Annotated in this window: 8 protein-coding genes; 5 read left to right on the top strand and 3 right to left on the bottom strand. The window is 70.5% G+C overall.

The features are described from left to right. The first annotated feature begins 81 nt into the window (after positions 1-81). Both A6P39_RS11750 and A6P39_RS11745 read left to right on the top strand, forming a co-directional pair. The gene (locus tag A6P39_RS11750) at positions 82-333 is read left to right on the top strand and encodes a helix-turn-helix transcriptional regulator (RefSeq protein WP_234378960.1); all 252 of its coding nucleotides are present in this window, start codon (positions 82-84) and stop codon (positions 331-333) included. 81 nt (positions 334-414) lie between these two features. Next, positions 415-1,635: a tyrosine-type recombinase/integrase gene (locus A6P39_RS11745; protein WP_067047705.1), complete on the top strand. Its 1,221-nt coding sequence runs from the start codon at positions 415-417 to the stop codon at positions 1,633-1,635. Between the two features lie 151 nt (positions 1,636-1,786). Here the strand turns inward: A6P39_RS11745 and A6P39_RS11740 are convergent, their stop codons facing one another. After that, positions 1,787-3,316, bottom strand: coding sequence for a helix-turn-helix domain-containing protein (locus A6P39_RS11740; protein WP_067047701.1), 1,530 nt, complete (start codon positions 3,314-3,316; stop codon positions 1,787-1,789). A gap of 369 nt (positions 3,317-3,685) precedes the next feature. Here A6P39_RS11740 and acnA point away from each other — a divergent pair, with 369 nt between their 5' ends. Further along, positions 3,686-6,400 carry an aconitate hydratase AcnA gene (gene acnA, locus A6P39_RS11735; protein ID WP_067047697.1) on the top strand — a complete coding sequence of 905 codons (2,715 nt, stop codon included), beginning with the start codon at positions 3,686-3,688 and terminating at the stop codon, positions 6,398-6,400. Positions 6,401-6,561: 161 nt separating this feature from the next. Continuing rightward, positions 6,562-7,092, top strand: a complete 531-nt coding sequence (locus A6P39_RS11730; RefSeq protein WP_067047693.1) for a hypothetical protein — start codon at positions 6,562-6,564, stop codon at positions 7,090-7,092. A gap of 16 nt (positions 7,093-7,108) precedes the next feature. Here the strand turns inward: A6P39_RS11730 and A6P39_RS11725 are convergent, their stop codons facing one another. Next, on the bottom strand, positions 7,109-9,778 hold the full coding sequence (locus A6P39_RS11725; protein ID WP_079133477.1) for a SpoIIE family protein phosphatase: 2,670 nt from the start codon (positions 9,776-9,778) through the stop codon (positions 7,109-7,111). A gap of 570 nt (positions 9,779-10,348) precedes the next feature. Here A6P39_RS11725 and A6P39_RS11720 point away from each other — a divergent pair. Next, on the top strand, positions 10,349-13,654 hold the full coding sequence (locus A6P39_RS11720) for a GH92 family glycosyl hydrolase (protein WP_067047684.1): 3,306 nt from the start codon (positions 10,349-10,351) through the stop codon (positions 13,652-13,654). 44 nt (positions 13,655-13,698) lie between these two features. Here the strand turns inward: A6P39_RS11720 and A6P39_RS11715 are convergent, their stop codons facing one another. Beyond that, the gene (locus A6P39_RS11715) at positions 13,699-17,502 is read right to left on the bottom strand and encodes a GH92 family glycosyl hydrolase (protein WP_234378958.1); all 3,804 of its coding nucleotides are present in this window, start codon (positions 17,500-17,502) and stop codon (positions 13,699-13,701) included. Positions 17,503-17,593 lie beyond the last annotated feature (91 nt).

The following is a 17,593-nucleotide window of genomic DNA, read 5'->3' as shown; positions in this document are numbered from 1 at the left end:
TCACCTCACAGAGAGCCTTCTATGCCCGCACAAAGGCTGCTTGCACCATCCGCTGCCCCTGCCTCCCAGGGGGCCGGAGGTATGGCGTTCCTGACTGTGAAGGACGCCGCCGAGTATCTCGGTCTCTCGCCGCACACCTTGTACGTCTGGCGTCACCGGCGACAAGGGCCGCCGAGTTTCCGCATGGGGCCACGCGGCCGCGTTATGTACCGGCTGGAAACCCTGGATGCCTGGGTCCGTGAGCAGGAACAGGCCGACTCGCGATCCAATCCGGCCCTGAACCCGCTGAACGCCGGCCCCCAGGAGCGGTCCGCCCGCTTCCCCAGCGCCTGACGCCGCAGGCGTCGCAGGACGCCGTAACCATCCACCTTCGACGAGGAGTTCCACCTGGCCGGCTATATAGAAGACCGATGGCTGAAGAAGCGTTCCAACCCGCAGACCGGCAAGCGCGAGCGTACTGCCATGTACGGCAAGTGCACCCGCTACCGCGTCAAGGGCATCCCCGGTGTCAAGGACCGCTCCTTCGACGCGCTCCAGGACGCCAAGACCTGGCTCGCACAGGCTCAGACCGATGCCCGCCGAGGCGAGTTCGTCGATCCGCGCGATGGGGCCATCTCCCTCAAGGACTACATCGCAACCCACTGGTGGCCCACCCAGAGCGGTGACCCGTCCACGATGGAGCGGATCGAGCAGAGGGTACGTCGGCACATCGTCCCCCACCTGGGTGCTCAGCCGCTCAACGCCATCGGGACGGAAGCCCTGCGTCACTGGAAGAAACGGCTGGAGAAGGATCTCGGTCCAACCTCCATTCGTCTGGTTTGGGCGACGCTCTCCAGCGTCCTCCAGGCTGCGGTCGAGGACCGTCGCCTCGGACGCAACCCATGCCGGTCCAACACGGTCGGCCCTCCGGCCGCCGCACCCGGCAGAGTCGAGGCGTGGCCGCCCGAACGAGTCCTCGCGGTGCGGGAGGCCCTGCCGGATCGCTACCGGCTCCTCCTTGTGATCGGAGCAGGTCTCGGGCTCCGCCAGGGGGAAGCGCTTGGTCTCTCAGCGGACGACATCGACTTCGAGAAGGGAGTTGTGCACGTCCGGCGGCAGGTCAAGATGGTGCGGACGAAATTGTGTTTCGCGCTCCCCAAGGGGCGCAAGGTCCGGGACGTGCCGCTGCCGTCCAGCGTGGCCCGGGCCATCCGGCAGCACATGGAACAGTTCGCGCCGGTGCCGGTCACGCTTCCCTGGGACGACCCGACTCCGGCCGAGACGCCGGTGGAGGCCAAACACCGACGGCCGAGGACCTACAACCTCCTGGTGACGGGACGTGAGCGGAAGGCCATCAACAGGAACTACTTCAATTCCTACGTGTGGAAGCCGGCTCTGGCCACGGCGGGTGTGATCGCCCCGTTGGACGAGGGCAGCACCGGCGGTGCTCGCGTGTGGGAACCGTCCCGCGAGCACGGCTTCCATGCTCTGCGCCACTTCTACGCCTCCGAGGAACTGGAGGCTGGCGAATCGATCGTCTCGCTGGCACGCTGGCTGGGGCACTCCGACCCCGGGTTCACACTGCGGAAGTACTCCCACTTCCTGCCCCGCGCCGGCGCACGAGGCAGCGCCGCCATCGACGCGATTTTCGCATAACCGCAGCCGGGCGGCAGAACTCGTGCAGCGCGGCCGGCCCATGAGAGCTCGGCCGCGGGCGCAAAGTCCCAGAGAAGTCCCACGGATGCCGCCGTACCCCTTTCTGACCCGCTTCACCGCAGGTCAGACGGGGGGCGGCGACATCCGCGTATCAAATGTCCCGGAAGATCTCGATCTGCGCCCCGATCGAGTTCAGCCGCTCGGCGAGATCCTCGTAACCCCGGTTGATGACATACACGTTGCGCAGCACCGACGTGCCCTCGGCCGCCATCATCGCCAGCAGGACGACCACGGCGGGGCGCAGGGCGGGCGGGCACATCATCTCGGCGGCGCGCCAGCGGGTCGGGCCCTCGACCAGCACCCGGTGCGGGTCGAGGAGCTGGAGCCGGCCGCCGAGGCGGTTGAGGTCGGTGAGGTAGATCGCGCGGTTGTCGTAGACCCAGTCGTGGATGAGGGTCTGGCCCTGCGCGACCGCCGCGATCGCCGCGAAGAACGGGACGTTGTCGATGTTCAGGCCCGGGAAGGGCATGGGGTGGATCTTGTCGATGGGGGCTTCGAGCTTGGAGGGGCGGACCGTGAGGTCCACCAGGCGGGTGCGGCCGTTGTCCGCGCAGTACTCGGGGCTGCGGTCGTGGTCGAGGCCCATCTCCTCCAGGACCGCCAGCTCGATCTCCAGGAACTCGATGGGCACGCGGCGCACGGTCAGTTCGGACTCGGTCACCACGGCGGCGGCCAGCAGGCTCATCGCCTCGACCGGGTCCTCGGAGGGGGAGTAGTCCACGTCGACGTCGATGTTCGGCACGCCGTGCACGGTGAGCGTGGTGGTGCCGATGCCCTCGACGCGGACGCCGAGGGCCTCCAGGAAGAAGCACAGGTCCTGGACCATGTAGTTGGAGGAGGCGTTGCGGATGACCGTGACGCCGTCGTGCCGGGCGGCGGCCAGCAGCGCGTTCTCGGTCACGGTGTCGCCGCGCTCGGTCAGCACGATCGGGCGGCCGGGGCGGACCGTGCGGTCGACCTGCGCGTGGTACTGGCCCTCGGTGGCCGCGATGTCCAGGCCGAACCGGCGCAGCGCGATCATGTGCGGTTCGATGGTCCGGGTGCCGAGGTCGCAGCCGCCGGCGTACGGCAGCTTGAAGTGGTCCATGCGGTGCAGCAGCGGGCCGAAGAACATGATGATCGAGCGGGTGCGCACGGCGGCCTCCGCGTCGATCGCCGCCATCTCCAGCTGAGCCGGCGGCACCAGTTCCAGGTCGACACCGCCGTTGATCCAGCGGGTGCGCACGCCGATGGAGTTCAGCACCTCGAGCAGGCGGTAGACCTCCTCGATCCGCGCGACCCGGCGCAGCACCGTGCGCCCCTTGTTGAGCAGCGAGGCGCACAGCAGCGCCACGCAGGCGTTCTTGCTCGTCTTCACGTCGATGGCGCCGGACAGCCTGCGACCGCCGACCACGCGCAGATGCATCGGCCCCGCGTACCCCAGCGACACGATCTCGCTGTCCAGCGCCTCGCCGATCCGGGCAATCATCTCAAGGCTGATGTTCTGGTTGCCCCGCTCGATGCGGTTGACCGCACTCTGGCTGGTGCCGAGCGCCTCCGCGAGCTGCGTCTGTGTCCAGCCACGGTGCTGCCGGGCGTCACGGATGAGCTTGCCGATGCGTACGAGGTAGTCGTCTGCCATGAGGCTGAGGCTATCTCAGATATGAGATGGTGCTCGCCAGGGGGGTCCATTCGAGTGACAGCGCATCAATGACCAGCGGGTTTACGGGGGATGCCGGGCGTATGGGTGATTCGCCCCTTAATCGCGGATGATTCCGAAAGCGGGGAAGGTGTCATTCGTGCCGCCGAAAAGCGGCAGGGCCCGGCCCGGCCGGGCATGACCATCCAGCGGCGATGTACTAGAGTTATCTCGACATCGAGATATCTGCCAGGCGCACCGCGGCCGCCACCGGCTAAGGGTTACCTAACTTAGCCTTACCTCAGCGGATCGGTCGGACCGGGTGGCGGCACGATTGACGGTGGTACGCGCACATCAATGAAGGAGACTGTCGTGTCGGCGAACAGCTTCGACGCCCGCAGCACGCTGCAGGTGGGCGACGAGTCGTACGAGATCTTCCGGCTGGACAAGGTGGAGGGCTCGGCCCGCCTGCCGTACAGCCTCAAGGTCCTGCTGGAGAACCTGCTCCGCACGGAGGACGGCGCGAACATCACCGCCGACCACATCCGCGCCCTCGGCGGCTGGGACTCCCAGGCCCAGCCCAGCCAGGAGATCCAGTTCACGCCGGCCCGCGTGATCATGCAGGACTTCACCGGCGTGCCCTGTGTCGTGGACCTCGCGACCATGCGTGAGGCCGTGAAGGAGCTGGGCGGCGACCCCGCCAAGATCAACCCGCTGGCGCCGGCCGAGCTGGTCATCGACCACTCCGTCATCGCCGACAAGTTCGGCACCAACGACGCCTTCAAGCAGAACGTCGAGCTGGAGTACGGCCGCAACAAGGAGCGCTACCAGTTCCTGCGCTGGGGCCAGACCGCCTTCGACGAGTTCAAGGTCGTCCCGCCGGGCACCGGCATCGTCCACCAGGTGAACATCGAGCACCTGGCCCGTGTCGTGATGGTCCGCGACGGCAAGGCCTACCCGGACACCCTGGTCGGCACCGACTCGCACACCACGATGGTCAACGGCCTCGGCGTGCTCGGCTGGGGCGTCGGCGGCATCGAGGCCGAGGCCGCCATGCTCGGCCAGCCGGTCTCCATGCTCATCCCGCGCGTCGTCGGCTTCAAGCTCACCGGTGAGCTGCAGCCCGGCACCACCGCCACCGACCTCGTGCTCACCATCACCGAGATGCTCCGCAAGCACGGTGTGGTCGGCAAGTTCGTCGAGTTCTACGGCGAGGGCGTGGCCGCCACCTCGCTCGCCAACCGCGCCACCATCGGCAACATGTCGCCGGAGTTCGGCTCCACCGCCGCGATCTTCCCGATCGACGACGAGACCCTGAACTACCTGCGCCTGACCGGCCGCTCCGCCCAGCAGGTCGCGCTCGTCGAGGCCTACGCCAAGGAGCAGGGCCTGTGGCTGGACCCGAAGGCCGAGCCGGACTTCTCCGAGAAGCTCGAGCTGGACCTGTCCACGGTCGTGCCGTCCATCGCCGGCCCGAAGCGCCCGCAGGACCGCATCGTCCTCGCGAACGCCGCCCAGCAGTTCGCGCTCGACGTCCGCAACTACGTCGACACCGCCGACGAGGCCGGCAAGGAGTCCTTCCCGGCGTCCGACGCCCCGGCCTCCGTCGACGGCGTCCCGTCCAACCCGGTCACCGTGACCGCCCCCGACGGCACGACGTACGAGATCGACCACGGCGCCGTCACCGTCGCCGCGATCACCTCGTGCACCAACACCTCCAACCCGTACGTCATGATCGGCGCCGCCCTGGTCGCCAAGAAGGCGGTCGAGAAGGGCCTGACCCGCAAGCCGTGGGTCAAGTCCACTCTCGCCCCGGGTTCGAAGGTCGTCACCGACTACTTCGAGAAGGCCGGCCTCACCCCGTACCTGGACAAGCTGGGCTTCAACCTCGTCGGCTACGGCTGCACCACCTGCATCGGCAACTCCGGCCCGCTGCCGGAGGAGGTCTCCAAGGCCGTCAACGACCACGACCTCGCCGTCACCTCGGTCCTGTCCGGCAACCGCAACTTCGAGGGCCGGATCAACCCCGACGTCAAGATGAACTACCTGGCGTCCCCGCCGCTGGTCGTCGCGTACGCCATCGCGGGCTCCATGAAGGTGGACATCACCCGCGAGGCGCTCGGCACCGACACCGAGGGCAACCCGGTCTACCTGAAGGACATCTGGCCGACCGAGGCCGAGGTCAACGAGGTGGTCGCGAACGCGATCGGCGAGGACATGTTCAACAAGTCCTACGCCGACGTCTTCGCCGGCGACGCCCAGTGGCAGTCGCTCCCGGTGCCGACCGGCAACACCTTCGAGTGGGACGCCGAGTCCACCTACGTCCGCAAGCCCCCGTACTTCGAGGGCATGGGCATGGAGCCGGCCCCGGTCGCCGACATCTCCGGCGCCCGCGTCCTCGCCAAGCTCGGCGACTCGGTCACCACCGACCACATCTCCCCGGCCGGTGCCATCAAGGCCGACACCCCGGCCGGCAAGTACCTCACCGAGCACGGTGTGGAGCGTCGTGACTTCAACTCCTACGGCTCCCGCCGAGGCAACCACGAGGTCATGATCCGCGGTACGTTCGCCAACATCCGCCTGCGCAACCAGATCGCACCGGGCACCGAGGGCGGCTACACCCGCGACTTCACGCGGGACGGCGGCCCGGTCTCCTTCATCTACGACGCCTCGCAGAACTACCAGGCCGCCGGCATCCCGCTGGTCGTCCTGGCCGGCAAGGAGTACGGCTCCGGCTCGTCCCGCGACTGGGCCGCCAAGGGCACCGCGCTCCTCGGCGTCAAGGCCGTCATCGCCGAGTCGTACGAGCGCATCCACCGCTCCAACCTCATCGGCATGGGCGTCCTGCCGCTGCAGTTCCCGGAGGGTGCCTCCGCCGAGTCCCTCGGCCTGACCGGTGAGGAGACCTTCTCCTTCGCCGGCGTGACCGAGCTGAACGACGGCACCACGCCGCGCACGGTCAAGGTCAGCACCGACACCGGTGTCGAGTTCGACGCGGTCGTCCGCATCGACACCCCCGGTGAGGCCGACTACTACCGCAACGGCGGCATCATGCAGTACGTGCTGCGCAACCTGATCCGCAAGTAAGCGGCAGGCACCGGCGACACAGGGCCGCATCCCCGCAGCCGGGGGTGCGGCCCTGCGCCGTACCCGGGGGCACGCACCCGCGCCGTACCCTTCGTCCTTCCCATCGCCCTTCCCCAGGCGGAGCACAGGCTTTCCCCGGGCAACCGGCACAGAATCGGTACATGCCAGGCACCCCCGGGCCCCACGCCCGACGTACGCGCAGCCCCCGCTCCCGGACACGGCCGCTGCGCACCCGCCTGCCGCTCCTCGTCAGCGCCACCCTCGCCGGCGTGTGTGCCGTCCTCGTCCTCACCACCGTCCTCGCCCAACGCGCCTTCCTCATGGGCGCGTTGGACGACCGCGTGAAGGCCGCCGCCCACGGCGTGACCGGCGCCGCACGCCACCGCGCACGCCCCGCCGACCTCGCCTTCCTCGGCACCGGCAGCCACCCGGACGGGCTGCTCGGTCTGCGCAGGCCGCGCCTCGGCGAGGCGGGCGAGCAGCAGCAGGTTCTCGACCAGGCCGGTCATCCGGGCCGACTCCGCGCCGATCCGGCGCCAGGCGAGGTCGGCGGCGAGGGGTCCGGGGCCGCGGTTCGCAGCGAGCCGGGCCGCGCCGAGTTCCGCATCGAACTCCCCGTCGCGCAACGGTCGTTCACGCAGAAGAAACCGTCCTCGGCACGTCTGTCCGGGCCGCTGCGCAGCCCTGCCTGACCTGCCCGGCGGTGCGCTACGGCAGTGCCTGCTCCGCCCAGATCACCTTGCCCTGAGGGCTGTAGCGCACTCCCCAGCGCTCGGTCATCTGCGACACCAGGAACAACCCGCGGCCGCCCTCGTCGGTCGTCGCGGCGTACCGCAGGTGCGGCGAGGTGTTGCTCCCGTCGGCCACCTCGCAGATCAGCGCGCGGTCGCGGATCAGCCGCAGACGGATCGGATCGGACCCGTAGCGGATGGCGTTGGTGACCAGCTCGCTCAGTACGAGTTCCGTGGCGAAGCCCAGCTCGGCGAGGCCCCACTCGGCCATCTTCCCGGTCACGGCCAGCCGCATCTCCGACACGGCGGCCGGATCGCGCGGCACGTCCCACTCGGCGATCCGCTCGGGTGCCAGCGCCCGGACGCGCGCGACGAGCAGCGCGACGTCGTCCGTGGGCCGGCCGGGCAGCAGCTCCTGCAGCACCGCCTGACAGCTGTCGTCCGGAGGCCGGCCGGGATGGCCCGCCAGCGCCTGCCGCAGCATCTCCATGCCCACGTCCAGGTCGCGGGTGCGGTCCTCGATGAGGCCGTCGGTGTACAGCACGAGCTGGGTACCCTCGGCCAGCTCCAGCTCCGCCGTCTGGAACGGCATGCCGCCGATGCCGAGCGGCGGCCCGGCCGGCAGATCGGCGAAGGTGACGCTGCCGTCCGGGTGGACCAGCGCCGGTGCCAGATGCCCCGCCCGCGCCATGGTGCAGCGGCGCGTCACCGGGTCGTAGATCGCGTACAGACAGGTGGCGCCGGTGATCTCCCCGGCCGCCTCCGCACAGGCCTCGTCCTGGTCGATCCGGCCGACGAGGTCGTCCAGATGACCCAGCAGCTCGTCGGGCGGCAGGTCGAGGGTGGAGAAGTTGTGCACCGCGGTGCGCAGCCGTCCCATGGTGGCGGCCGCGTGCAGACCGTGGCCGACCACGTCGCCGACGACCAGCGCCACCCGGCTCCCCGGCAGGGGGATCACGTCGAACCAGTCCCCGCTCACCCCCGACTGCGCGGGGATGTACCTGTACCCGACGTCGAGGGCGCTCTGCTCGGGCAGGGCGCGCGGCAGCAGGCTGCGCTGCAGGGTGACCGCCAGCGCGTGCTCACGGGTGTAGCGCCGGGCGTTGTCGATGCTGATCGCGGCGCGGGCCACCAGCTCCTCGGCCAGCGACACGTCCTCCTCGTCGAAGGGGTCCCGCTTGGCCCGGTAGAAGTTCGCCATGCCCAGCACCACACCGCGGGCCCGGATCGGGGCGACGATCAGCGACTGGATGCCGTACTCGAGGATCTCGCGGGTGCGCTCGGGATCCTGGGCCTGCCAGTCCGGTGCGGCGGAGAGGTCGGTCACCAGCTCGGAACGGCCGCTGCCGTACCCCCGGGCCTGCGGCGTGGACGGCAGGAAGTCGATCAGCCGGTCCTTCTCGTAGAGCGGATGGTCGTCCCTTATCCCCTGCATGGCGATGCGCCGCAGGTCCGTCGCGGTGGCGGCCGGCTCCTCGCCGTGCAGTACGGCGTCGGCCAGGTCCACGGTGACGAAGTCGGCGAAGCGCGGCACGGCGACCCGCGCCAGCTCGTCCGCGGTGCTCCTCACGTCGAGGGTGGTGCCGATGCCCAGACCCGCGTCGTACAGCAGCTTGAGCCGCTCACGGGCGACCTCCGCCCGGCCGGACACCGCCTGCAGCTCGGTGGTGTCACGCAGGGTCACCACGGTTCCCCCGGGGCCTCCGGCCTCGTCCGTGGGCCGCTGGTTGACCGCCAGCAGCCGTTCCCCGGCGAACAGCACCTCGTCCGTGGCCTCGCGCCGGGAGACGAGCAGCTCCGCGAAGTCCGGATCGAGGTCCGCCAGCCGGGGCGCGTGCTGCCCCTCGGCCTCGGCGGGCAGGTCCAGCAGCCGCCGCGCCTCGTCGTTGACCAGCAGCAGCCGCCCGTCGGCACCCACGATGAGCACTCCTTCCCGTACGGAGTGCAGCACCGTGTCGTGGTGCTCGTACATGCGGGTCATCTCGTCCGGGGCCAGGCTGTGGGTCTGCCGCCGCAGCCGCCTGCCCACAAGTGCCGTGCCCCCGGTCGACACCACGAGCGCCGCGGCCCCCGCCGTCAGGATGATCGGCAGCTGCCGGTCCACCGCGTTGGTGATGTTCTTGACCTTCAGCCCGGCGGAGACGAGGGCGACCACCTTGCCATGGGTGTCGTCGACCGGGACGGTCGCCTGCTCCTCGTGGCCCAGCGGGCCGTGGACGCTCTCCGTGTAGACCTTGCCGGCCAGTGACGGCCCGATCTGGCCCACGAACCGGTGCCCGATCTTGCTGGGGATCGGGTGTGTGTAGCGGATGCCGTGGGTGTCCATGACGACGATGAAGTCGACGCCCGCGGACTTGCGCGCCGCCTCGGTGAGCGGCTGGAGGATCTTGGACGGGTCGGGTGCCCGCAGCGCCTGCAGGATGCCGGGGGAGTGGGCGAAGGTCTGGGCGACGGCGATGGACCGGCGCCTGGCCTCGGTGCTGGTGTCCCGTTGCGACTGCAGGAACAGGGCGAGGACACCGCAGAGGACGAGCACCACGACCAGCGCCACCTGCAGGACCAAGACCTGCCCGGCGACGCTCCGTGGGCTCTTGCCGATCACAGAGCGCCAGGAGAGACGCCGGAAGCGGTCACTCATGTCCGACATGCGGCCTTTATACGACTCATGCGGCATTTGTAGCACTCATGTTCACCAGGTGGCTATGGCCGGTCCGTACACCGAACGCTTCTTCCGGTGTGCAGACCCCGCCGGGCGGGCCTCGCCCGGTGCGTACAACTGCGGCTTCGGCCGAGGTGAACCGCTCTGGGCGGACCCGGTGGTCGGTGCACCGGGTCCGCGAGCCGGGCGGGTGAGGGGGGTGGGTGTACCCGCCCGGGTGGTGCTGGCTTGTGGCACCGACGGGTATCCGTGGAGATCGACGGAGGCCGTCGGGGATCGGCGGAGATCGACAGGGGGCGACGGAGATCGACGGAGATCGACAGGGGGCGACGGAGATCGACGGAGATCGCGCGACAACGTTGTCTATGGCCTGCCCATGACTCTACCGGCCCAACCGGCAACGCCGTCAACCCACTTGAGGTAGCCCGACCGGGTGATCCAGGGGGTGTCCGCCGGGGCGCACGCGGCCTCCCGTGGTACGGGTGGCGCACGTTGTTGTCCCTGCGGCTTGTGCGACCGGTGGTGCGCGACCCGACCGTACGGAGGAAGGGCCGCGTCATGCGTCTGAGCCCCATGTCCCTGCTGCTGGCCGCGCTCCTTGCGACCGGCGGTCTTGCCGCCCCCGCCCTCGCGGCGGACCCGGCACCCCCGGGCCTGGTCGAGGACCCGGCGCCGTATGTCGATCCGCTGATCGGCACCAGGAACGGCGGCGATGTCTTCCCGGGCGCCGTCGTGCCCTTCGGGATGCTCTCCTGGAGCCCGGAGAACACCCGCGGCGACGCCACCAGGACCGCCGCGCCGGGCGGCTACCAGTACGACGCCACCCGCATCCGGGGCTTCAGCCTCACCCACATGTCCGGCACCGGCTGCGCCGGCGGCAGCGGCGACGTCCCCTTCTTCCCGTACGCCGGTGAGGTCACCTCCTCGCCGGCGAGCGACACCAAGGACGCCGTCTACGCCTCGGACTTCGCCCACACCGACGAGACCGCCGGACCCGGGCACTACAAGGTCGCCATGGCCTCCGGAGTCACCGCCGACCTCACCGCCACCGCACGCACCGGCTCGGCCCGCTTCACCTTCCCGGCCGGCAGGCCCGCCGCGCTGCTGGTGCGCACCGCCAGCTCCGAGGCGGGGTCCGAGGATTCGGCCGTCACGATCGACCCGAGGACCCGCACCGTCTCCGGCTCGGTCACCTCGGGCGACTTCTGCGGCTACCTCGACCCCGAGGGCCGGCGCGCCTACTACACCCTGTACTTCACCGCCCACTTCGACCGTGCCTTCAGGAGCGTGGGCACCTGGCAGGACGACAGGCTGCACCCCGGGTCCCTGACCGCGTCCGGCGGCACCGGCGGCTTCACGCACGGCGGGTGGCCCGTCGTGGGCAAGGGCGTCGGCGGCTACGTCGCGTTCGCGCCCGGCACCGGGCCGGTCGGCGTCAAGGTCGGCATCTCCTACGTCAGCCGGCGCTCCGCCGAGGCCAACCTCGCCGCCGAGAACCCACCGGGCCGCTCCTTCGCCGCGACCGAGTCCGCCGCCCGCCTGGCCTGGCGCGAACGGCTCGGCGCCGTCCGTGTCGGCGGCGGCACGGACACCGACCGCACCACCTTCTACACCGCGCTCTACCACGCGCTGCTGCATCCGAACGTGATCAGCGATGCCGACGGGAGGTACCGGGGCGGCGACGGCCGGGTGCACCGGGCCGGTCCCGGCCGCCGCGCCCAGTACGGCACCTTCTCCGGCTGGGACGTCTACCGCGACCAGGTGCAGCTGCTCACCCTCCTCGACCCGCGCACCGGATCCGACATCGCCCAGTCGCTGTACGAGCTGGCCCGGCAGAACGGCGGGGTCTGGGACCGCTGGCTGCACGGCGCGAGCGGTACGCACGTCATGAACGGTGACCCCGCGCCGACCGCGCTGGCCGGCATCCACGCCTTCGGCGGCACCGGCTTCGACCTGCGCGGCGCGCTGGACTCGCTGGTCAAGGCGGCCACCGTGCCGACCGGGCAGGACCTCTCCCCGGCGGGCAGGCCGGTGCTGTCCGCCGGCCAGCGGCCCTCGCTCGACAAGTACCTGAAGCTGCACTACATGCCGAGCGTCTCCAACGCCTGGGGCGGCGCCGCCGAGACCCTGGAGATGTCCACGGCCGACTTCTCCCTGTCCCGGCTCGCCGCGGCGGCAGGGGAGAGGGACGTACGGGCCGCCTTCGCCCGCCGCGCCCAGTGGTGGCAGAACACCTTCGACGCGGCCGCCGGACCTCCCCCGGATCCGGCTTCACCCGACCTGGGGGAGGACCGGGACGGCTACATCGCGAACCGCAGGGCCGACGGCAGCTGGGTCCCCGGCTTCACCCCCGACACCGACAACGGCTTCGTGGAGGGTACGGCCGCCCAGTACACCTGGATGGTGCCGCACGATCCCGCCGGGCTCTTCGCCGCGCTCGGCGGCCGGGAGCGGGCCCTGGCCAGGCTGGACGACTTCTTCCACACGGCCGGCGGCGGCTGGGCCTTCACCGGCGCCGGCGGCACCAAGTCCGAGCTGGCCAACGAGCCGTCGATCAACGTGCCCTACCTGTACGACTACGCGGGCGCCCCGTACCGGACACAGGAGACGGTGCGGGCCGCGATGCGGCAGCTGTGGTCGGCCGGACCCGGCGGCATCCCCGGCAACGACGACCTCGGCGCGATGTCGTCGTGGTACGTCTTCGCCGCCCTCGGCATGTACCCGCAGGTGCCCTCCCGGGCCGAACTGGTGCTGGCCTCACCGCTGTTCGAGCGGATCGAGATCCACCGTCCGCGGGGCAACGACATCTTTGTCCGCGCGGCCGGAGCCGCGGCCGGCGCGCCGTACGTCCGCTCCCTGAAGCTCAACGGCCGGGACCACGGCCGTCCTTGGCTCCCCGCATCCTTCGTGCGCGAGGGCGGCCGCCTCGACTACGTCCTGTCGTCCGCCCCCGACCGCAGCTGGGGCGCGGACAGCCCGCCGCCGTCCTTCCGCGAGGGCGAGCAGCCGTACCAGATCGGTGTCGGCCCCACCACGGCCACGCTCGCACCCGGTGGCAGCACGAGGACCGTCGTCCGCGCGCTGTCGATGACCGGCGGCACCGGGCCCGAGGTGCGTTTCACCGTGCGGGTCCCGGCCGGGATCACGGCCACGCCGGCCGGGGGCACGGTGACCGGTGGCGCCCGGGCCATCACCCTGACCGCCGCGAAGGACGCGGCGCAGGGCTTCGCCGACGTCCAGGTCGCGGTGACCTCGGGCGGTACCTCCTACCGGCAGCCGGTCGCGCTCACCGTGGCCGCCCCGGGCACCCTCCTCGCCGCCTACGACAACACCGGTGTCTGCGACGACACCGGCGAGCACGGCGAGGCCGACTATGACGGCGGCGGCCGGAGCTACTCCCGCCAGGCCCTCGCCGCGGCCGGGCTCTTTGGGGGCGCGCGGGGCACGGTCGACGGCCTGGCCTTCACCTGGCCCGACTCGCCCGTCGGCCGCCCGGACAACGCCTCGGCCACCGGCCACAGCGTCCAACTGCCCACTCCCGCACGCCGGTTGTCCTTCATCGGCAGTGCGGTGGGCGGCAGCAGGCGGTCCACGGCGACCGTCACCTACACCGATGGCACCACCGGCACGGTCGACCTGTCCTTCACCGACTGGACCGTCGGCGGCTCAGCCGGCACCGTCCGGTACGGCAACGAGGTCGTGGCGAGGACGGCGTACCGCAATGCCGCGGGCGCCGGCAGGGACCCGGTGGCGGCCTATGTCTTCGCCACCAAGCCCTACCGGGCCCCGGCGGGCAAACAGATCGAGAGCGTCAGGTTCCCCCGCGACACCGGCCTGCACGTGTTCGCCCTGGCCACGGACTGAACCGCGGCGGGGGAGAGCGGCCGTCCCCCCGCTCCGCGACCGTGTCAGGCCAGCAGCTCCACCTCCGCCAGCGTCGAGGCGCGGTCCAGCACCAGCCGGTACCTGGTGCAGGTGCCCGGCGCGGCGATGGTGAAGGCCCGGGTCTGGCGGTCCCAGGTGAACGTCTCGCCGGTGCGGTGGTCAAGGGTCTTCCAGGTGGTGCCGTCCGTGGAGCCCTCAAGGGTCCAGCCGGTCGGTGCCCGGGTGTGGTCGGCCGGGGAGGTCAGCGTGTACTGGACGGGCTTGACGGCGTGGTCGACCGGGAGGTCCACCGAGGTGACCGTGGCCTCCGTCGCCGAGGTGTTGTCGAACAGCGGCCCGTCCCCCTTCAGCACGTCCGCCCGGGGCGCGGGGACCTTGTCGTCCTGGGTGATAGAGACGGGCGCCGCGTCCTTGCCCGTTCCCCATGCCGACGGCTTGGCGCCCATGGCGAACTGCAGCACCCCGCCCCCGGACAGCAGCGAGTGGGGCAGCGAAGTGGACGTCCAGGGGCGGCCGTTGAAGGTCACGCCCTGGATGTACACGTTCTTGGCGCTGTTTCCGGGCGCCTTGACCACCAGGTCCCGGCCGTTCTCCAGATGCACGGTGACCTGCTTGAACAGCGGGGAGCCGATGGAGTAGTCGCCGCTGCCCGGCACCAGCGGGTAGAAGCCGAGAGCGGAGAAGAGGTACCAGCCCGACTGCTCACCGTTGTCCTCGTCGCCGTGGTAGCCCTGCCCGATCTCGCTGCCGGAGTAGAGCCGGGAGAGGATCTCGCGGACCGCCGCCTGGGTCTTCCACGGCCGGCCGGCCGCGTCGTACATGTACGGGATGTGGTGCGCGGGCTGGTTGGACTGGCCGAGCATGCCCATGCGGACGTCGCGCGCCTCGGTCATCTCGTGGATGACACCGCCGTAGGAGCCGACGAAGTTCGCCGAGGCCGTCTCCGGGGTGGAGAAGAACGTGTCCAGCTTGTCCGCGAGGCCCTGCCGGCCGCCGTACAGGCTGGCCAGGCCCCGGCTGTCCTGCGGGACCGTGAAGGCGTCGCCCCAGCCGTTGGTCTCCGTGTAGTCGTAGCCCCACACGCGCGGGTCGTACTGGGAGGCGTCCAGCCGCCAGTTCCCGGCCCCGTCACGGCCCTGGAAGAAGCCGACCCTGTGGTCGAACAGGTTCACATAGTCCCGGGCCCGGTTGAGGAAGTACTCGGACTCCTCCTTGTAGTGCTTCTCGCCGGTCTTCCTGTACAGCTCCTCGCCCATCCGCGCGATGCCGTAGTCGTTGACGTACCCCTCCATCGCCCACGACAGGCCCTCGGCGGTGTCGGTGCTGGTGTAGCCGAGGAACGGGGAGGTGGTCATGCCCTTGCGGCCCACGCCCGACATCGGCGGGACCACGGTCGCGTTCTTCAGGGCCGCCTGGTACGCGGCCTTCGCGTCGAACTGCACGCCCTTGACGTACGCGTCGGCGAACGCCACGTCCGAGGAGGTGCCGGTCATCAGGTCGGCGTATCCGGGGGAGGACCAGCGGGAGGTCCAGCCGCCGTCCTTGTACTGCTGCACGAACCCGTCGATCATCTCGCCCGCCTGAGACGGCGTCAGGAACGAGTACGCCGGCCAGGTGGTCCGGTAGGTGTCCCAGAAGCCGTTGTTGACGTACACCTTGCCGTCGACGATCTTCGCACCGGTGTGGGTCGGGGTGTCCTGGCTCTGCATGGGGGAGAAGGGGGAGGCGTACTGGTCCTTCCCGGCCACCTTCTCGAAGCCGGAGTTCGGGTACAGGTACAGCCGGTACATGCTGGAGTACAGCGTGGTCAGCTGGTCCTCGCTCGCGCCTTGCACCTCGACCTTGCCGAGCAGCCGGTCCCAGGCCTGCCGGGCCCGCTCCCTGACCGTGTCGAAGGACGTGCCGTCCGGGATCTCCTGGCGCAGGTTGTCCTTCGCCTGGTCGATGCTGATCAGCGAGGTCGCCAGGCGCAGGGTGACGGTGCGGTCCGCGCCCGCGTCGAACCGCAGGTAGCCCTTGACGCCGCTCGCCGATCCGTCCGTCACCGGCTTGTCGAACGTGCCGTACACGAACAGCCGCGTCGCACCCGTGGACAGCCCCGACTTCACGTCCGAGTAGCCGGTGACGGTCCCGTGCTCCTTGTCGAGGGTCAGGCCCGCCTGCTCGGTGACGTTGTCGAAGAGCACGCTCGCGTCGGCACCGGGATAGCTGAAGCGCAGCACCGCGGCGTGGTCGGTCGGGGCCATCTCCGCCGTGAGCCCGTTCTCGAACCGGACCCCGTAGTAGTACGGCCGCGCGGTCTCGTTCTCGTGCCGGAACGGCAGCGCGCGCGCCTCGCGCCCGGTGTCCGGGGTGCCGGCGGCGGCCGACGGCATCACCTGGAAGGTCTGCCGGTCGCCCATCCACGGGCTCGGCTCATGGCTCGCGCTGAACGCCTGGATCGTGGGCAGGTTGTCGTCGTTGTTCGCACGTGCGTACTCGTACAGCCAGCTCAGCGAGGACGCGTTGGTGACCGGGGTCCAGAAGTTGAAGCCGTGCGGGAGCGCGGTCGCGGGGAAGTTGTTGCCGCGCGAGAAGCTGCCGCTGGAGTTGGTGCCCCGGGTGGTCAGCGCGTAGTCCGACAGATGCGCCTTCGGTTTCCCGGGCGCCACCGGCCTGATCGCCACGTCGTCGATCCAGCCCCGGAACTTCGCCGGCCCGTCGGGGGAGTCGTACGCCACCAGGATCCGGTCGACCGTCTTGCCGGCCGCCACCGGGCCGATCCGCGAGGCCACGTTGTTCCACTGGTTGACGTACAGCGACTTCGACGCGCCCTGCCCGCGCGGCGACAGCGGGAACCCGTGCTGGTCCAGCGCGCCGAGGCCGCTCAGATAGGTGCCGTCGGTGAAGGCCAGGTCCACGGAGACGTTCGTGGCGTCGTAGTCCCGGTCGCCGTCCGCCATCTGCGGAAAGATGCGGTACGACAGCTGGGTGTCGCTGCCGACCTTCACGTGCACGTGGAAGACCTTGTTGTACGAGTACGCCCGGCCGCCGGCCGTGTGCCGTCCGGCGTAGCGCAGTGCCCTCCTTCCGGTGAACCCGGCCCGCGCCTTGGCGGTCGGTGAGCCGGCCGGGCCCCGGTCGACCAGCGTCAGCATGTCCTGCGGCACCGGCCCGCCCCCGCTGCCGGTGGAGAACTGCACATCGGCGAGTTGGAGGATGCCAAAGGCGCCGTTGTTCTTCGTGATCTCCAGCCGGAAGTGCTGGTACTCGGCCGGCTGCGCGAGGTCGTACGACTTCGTCTGGAAGCGCTCGGAGAAGCTCTCGTCCGAGCGGGTGTCGAGGGTCTTCCAGTCCTTGCCGTCGGTGGAGCCGAGCAGTCTGAAGTCCCTCGGGTCGCGCTCGGCGAAGTCGTTGGCGGAGGTGAGCGCGTACGTCACCAGCCGGACGGGCTTGTCGAGGTCGAACTCCGCCCAGCCGGTGGGCTCGAAGGTCAGCCACTTGGTGCCGGGCTGGCCGTCGACCAGGTTCTCCTTCACCTCGCCGGCGCCCGTGTTCTCGCCGCTCGCGCGGACCTCGGTGACATGGTCGGTGACATTGCCCGGGATGCCGGTGCTGTAGCCGCCGTCGACGCCCGAGGCACGCTTGGTGCCGTCGGGTGCGGTGTCCACGGTGTCGGTCCAGTCCGGCGCCGGGTCGCCCGTCTCGAACGAGGATGCGAACTCCCGGTCGGCGGCCGGAGCCTTGGCGGGAAGGGCGACCGCCGCGCCCTGCGCGCCCACGGCCATGACAAAGGCGGCCGTGAGGACGGCCGCCGGACCCCATCTGTGCCGAGTTCTCCGCTGCATCTACGGATTCCCCTCCTGCGCCGCTCCGGACAACGTTGTCAACTTCGGCGCAGGAACCAGTAGGTCGTCAAGTGGCCGGTGATGTCAAGGG

The organism is Streptomyces sp. FXJ1.172 (assembly GCF_001636945.3).
Classification (GTDB): Bacteria; Actinomycetota; Actinomycetes; order Streptomycetales; family Streptomycetaceae; genus Streptomyces.
Note: the sequence above shows the minus strand (reverse complement) of the source record. Positions and strands in the feature narration are given on the sequence as shown.